Raw genomic sequence first — 4618 nt, forward strand, 5'->3', positions numbered from 1 at the left:
TGAAGCGGCTCAACGTAAAATCGTGGATGCGGTTCAAGCGCTTGCTGAGCAGGGTGTATTACAGCTAGGTGAATCTGAAGAAATGGTGGAGTAGACTAGATGGACGTGGTAATTCAGCACAACTCTACCGGTTCACATACTATTAGTAAATACCAATTTAAAATTCTCTCATCACTCTCAGGTTTGAGTGTCGGCGAAGCAACCCATGAAATCAATAATATGGATCATTCAGAACCTGTACCGGAACGGCGTAAAGAAGAGACCAAATCGTCTAAAGATGAGCTTATCGAATCGTTGATGAAAAAAGCGGATGAGATGAGTTCGAACGTCATTAAAATGCAAATGCGTCTTGAATCACTTCAAGAAGAGCACTCAATTGTACTCGAAGAGGCAAAAAAAGTTTCATTTTCTGAGGGTGTTGAAGCGGGTGTAGCCCAAGAAAAAACTCAAAATGAAGGGAAAAGTGCCAACTCACACGATCAGCTTGCCCAGTCCGTTAAAACGTTAGAGAATGCCGCAGCAGAGTTTGTTATCGCATTGGGTTCGATCCAAAAGGAGCTCACCCACACAGCGCTCGATATTGCGAAAGAGGTTATCGGGATTGAAACGGCGGAACATAGCTCAAAAATAGCGGCAAAGCTCTCGAATGATTTGATCGAAGAGCTCAAAGACGCTTCGAAAATTACCCTGCGGGTCAATCCGGCCGATCATGGATTTATTTCCGAAAAAGTGGGATCACTCTCACACGTAGAGGTACTCTCTGACCGTGCAATAAGTGCCGGAGGGGTCGTCGCGATCAGTGATGCGGGAAATATCGATTCAGAGATCAAAAAGCGTTATGAGAGACTTAAACGTTCTTTGTTGCTTGAATCGTAAAATAGAATTATTTTAGGACAGTGCATTACAATGGATATTAAAAATTTTACTGTGTCAGAGCTAGAAGAGCTATCTCAAAAGATACGAGACCGTATTTTAGAGGTGGTAAGTACTAACGGCGGGCATTTGAGCTCTACGTTGGGGGCTACCGAGATTATTGTAGCGATGCACAAAGTGTTTGATGCGACCAAAGATCCATTTATCTTTGACGTTTCGCATCAATCGTACGCTCATAAACTCCTTAGTGATCGGTGGGAAGCGTTTTCAACCCTCCGTCAGTTTAATGGATTGAGCGGCTATACCAAGCCCTCTGAATCTTCGTGTGATTATTTTGTGGCGGGACACAGTTCGACCTCTATTTCACTTGGTGTTGGTGCGGCAAAAGCGATTGCCCTCAAAAATGAGCAAGAGAGCCGTATCCCCGTCGTGGTGATCGGTGATGGGGCAATGTCGGCAGGGATGGCATACGAAGCTATGAATGAGTTGGGAGACCGCAAATATCCGATGATTATTATCCTCAATGACAATGAGATGAGCATCGCTAAACCGATCGGAGCGATTAGCCGAATGCTTAGTTCTGCTATGGCAAGCCCGTTCTATCAGCGATTCAAACGAAAAACCGAGCAGTTTGTTGATAATTTCGGTGAGGGAGCCCATTATCTGGCGAAGCGGTTTGAAGAGTCGTTTAAACTCATTACCCCGGGGATATTGTTTGAAGAGATGGGAATCGAGTACATCGGTCCTATCGACGGGCATGATCTAAAATCACTTATCGAGACGTTCGAGATCGCGAAAGGGATGGGAAAACCGGTACTCGTTCATATCCAAACGATCAAAGGGAAAGGATATGAGATTGCCGAGGGGAAACATGAAAAATGGCATGGTGTTTCCCCGTTTGATCTTAAAAGTGGTACGGCAAATAGTAAAAGTGTTCTTAAAAGTGCGACGCAGATTTATGCCGATGCGCTGATGCTCCAAGCGGATAAAAATCCAAACATTGTCGGGGTAACTGCCGCAATGCCGAGTGGAACAGGGTTATCTGCATTAATGGAGAAATATCCGAATCGTTTTTGGGATGTTGCGATTGCCGAACAACATGCTGTGACATCGATGGGCTCATTAGCCAAAGAGGGGTTTAAACCGTTTTGCACCATCTATTCTACCTTTTTACAACGGGGATTTGATCAGGTTATTCACGATGTATGTTTGATGGATCTTCCCGTGGTATTTGCCCTCGATCGTGCCGGAATCGTGGGAGAAGACGGAGAGACCCATCAAGGGGTATTTGATATCAGTTTTTTACGTCTGATTCCAAATATGACTCTTTGTGCACCGCGAGATGAACTCTCGTTTCATCAGATTATTGAGTTTGCTTCCACTTATGACCACCCTTGCGCTATTCGCTATCCGCGAGGTTCATTTATTGATATTGAATTACCTGAATCTATCCCTTATGAAACGGGAAAATCGCAACTTTTAATCTCAAATAATTCCAATAAACTCTTTATCGGATACGGCAACGGAGTAGGGCGTGCAGCGCAAACGATGGCTTTGATGGAGGATAAACCCTCACTGTTGGATTTACGTTTTGTGAAGCCTCTGGATACCCAGATATTGTGTGAAATGGCACATAATCATAAACAATGGTATGTTTTTAGTGATTCGTCTCGCATGGGCGGGGTTGGTAGTGCGTTACTGGAGTGGTTATCGGAAGAGAAAATCACCGATGTATCGGTAGTGAGTTTCGAATATGATGATGAATTTATCAAACACGGCAATACCACACTTGTCGAAGACTCATTAGGGCTTCTTCCAGAACAATTAGCCGCTCGGGTTATCGCAGGATAATTACCCCAGCGAGGCGTCCGGTACGCTGAGCTTCCGCACGGTACGAAAAATACTCATCGCATCGGCATGAAGTACAGTGTTCTATCACTTCTACATTTTTTATTTCTAAGCGTTTTAACTGCTCCAAAAGTATCGTATTGACATCCAAAAATACTTTTTCATCCACTCGGCGTAAGGCACTAGAATAGCCGTTTATGTCACACTCTACGGCGATTTGTTTATTGACTTCATAACAGCATCCGCCGATGGAGGGACCTAGCACGATACGAAGATCCTCCTTATGCGTTCCAAATGATTGACTCATTGCTTCTATTGTTTTGGGGAGGATGCTATTCAGTGCTCCTGCACGTCCTGCATGAACCGCGCCAATCGCTTTTTGGATCGGATCATAAATCAATATACCGGTACAATCGGCGCTCATCACCATAAGCGGAGTGTCAGAAATATTGGTGATTAGGGCATCACATTCGGGGGGAGTATCGAATGTTAGGTTATCATCGACTAGAAAAATTGTATCCGAATGGATTTGTCGCATATGGATAAGTCGGTTCCGATTATATCCGAGGTTATCCGCAAGAAGATCGTGATTTTGGATAACGTCTTCGGGATTGTCTCCGACATGAAACGCGAGATTGGCACTGGCATAGGGGACTTTGGAGATACCGCCGTACCGTGAGGTAAAGGCAGCCGTAATATCAGTGAAAGTGGATAAAATAGAGGGAAAGACGGGTTTCATAAGAGCAGCATTTAGAATTTTTGGGTGTAGCTTAAATAGAAATTTCTACCTTCTCTTTGTATCCCTCCAGAGGTATTGTAGTAATAACTCGCTTCTTTAACCTCTTGATTGAAGAGATTTTTGAGGGTTGCTCGTATCTCACTTGAAGGTGAAAGTTTATAGGTGAGTGTCTCATCGAAGATATGCTGAGGATGGACGGTTGTATCGGTCCCGTCATCTTGTATCCATCCTATTTGTGATTGTGTCGTTCGTGAATAATATTGCCATGTCGTCCCGAAAGAGAGTTGATTGAATGGTCTGTAAATATACATTGCTTTGAACATAACTTTTGAAATATCGGGCATGGATTGGTTCATAGAAAGGGGGTAATCCTCTTCCGGAGGTGTTGCATAATCAGTCTTAATGTATGAGGCATTGAAATAAAAGTCATGTTCAGGATTTGACTTGAAGTTGTATTCAAACTCTATCCCTTTACTCGTTCGGTCGGCATAATTTTGGTATCCCGGAATAGTAGAAGAGAACTCTTCCAAGTCAATGACATTGGTAAGCTGCGAGTAGAAAAGATTTAGCGAAAATTTATTATTAAAGTTGGGTGAGTATAGTGCGACCGCTTCAAAAGTGTCGGTTTCTTCCGGTTTAATATCTTTGACTCCGGCACGATAGTTAATGTGTCCATTAGCATACGCTTCTGTGAACGAAGGTGCACGAAAGGCTGAGCCGTAAAGGAGTTTAAAGATCGTCTGATCGTCTGCTCGATAGACGATGGCGGCTCTTTGGCTCCATTTGGTTCCTATGTCGGAGTAGTTATCGATTCGTCCACCAAGAATGAGATCTACATCCGAATTGAGTGAGATTAAATCCTGAAGGTATCCGTATGTAATGGTTCTGGTTCGATTGGCTTTGATAAAACTAGTGGTCGGATTAGCCCAGAATGCAGGTTCATGTAGTGCATCGTACCTAAATGGCTGATTACCAATCGTAGTTATATTTTCAGAAATAGCATTTTCAATACTATTAAAATAGTCATCTTTCGGTATTCTTACATACCGTGCTCCAACGCCGGCTATAATCTCGTTTGATCCAATTTTTGGAAGAGTGAAAATAGATTCTACTTCAAAATTTTGCTCTTTTAATTTTTCGGTAAAATAGAAACCATCT

Annotated in this window: 4 protein-coding genes; 2 read left to right on the forward strand and 2 right to left on the reverse strand. The window is 43.2% G+C overall.

The window, feature by feature from the left end; all coding sequences use genetic code 11:
- Positions 1–99: 99 nt before the first annotated feature.
- Both fliH and dxs read left to right on the forward strand, forming a co-directional pair.
- Positions 100–876, forward strand: a complete 777-nt coding sequence (gene fliH, locus JZU62_RS09500; protein WP_295014202.1) for a flagellar assembly protein FliH — start codon at positions 100–102, stop codon at positions 874–876.
- 30 nt (positions 877–906) lie between these two features.
- On the forward strand, positions 907–2724 hold the full coding sequence (dxs, locus tag JZU62_RS09505) for a 1-deoxy-D-xylulose-5-phosphate synthase (protein ID WP_295014204.1): 1818 nt from the start codon (positions 907–909) through the stop codon (positions 2722–2724).
- On the opposite strand, the gene pgeF is transcribed toward dxs, so the two are convergent.
- Both pgeF and JZU62_RS09515 read right to left on the reverse strand, forming a co-directional pair.
- Positions 2711–3460 carry a peptidoglycan editing factor PgeF gene (gene pgeF / locus JZU62_RS09510; RefSeq protein WP_295014206.1) on the reverse strand — a complete coding sequence of 250 codons (750 nt, stop codon included), beginning with the start codon at positions 3458–3460 and terminating at the stop codon, positions 2711–2713. The two genes, dxs and pgeF, sit on opposite strands and share 14 nt — an antisense overlap.
- 11 nt (positions 3461–3471) lie before the next feature.
- Positions 3472–4618: TonB-dependent receptor (locus JZU62_RS09515; protein WP_295014208.1), on the reverse strand; the 1147-nt coding region annotated here is incomplete at its 5' end.

The sequence above is a fragment of the Sulfuricurvum sp. genome (assembly GCF_019163035.1).
Taxonomy (GTDB): Bacteria; Campylobacterota; Campylobacteria; order Campylobacterales; family Sulfurimonadaceae; genus Sulfuricurvum.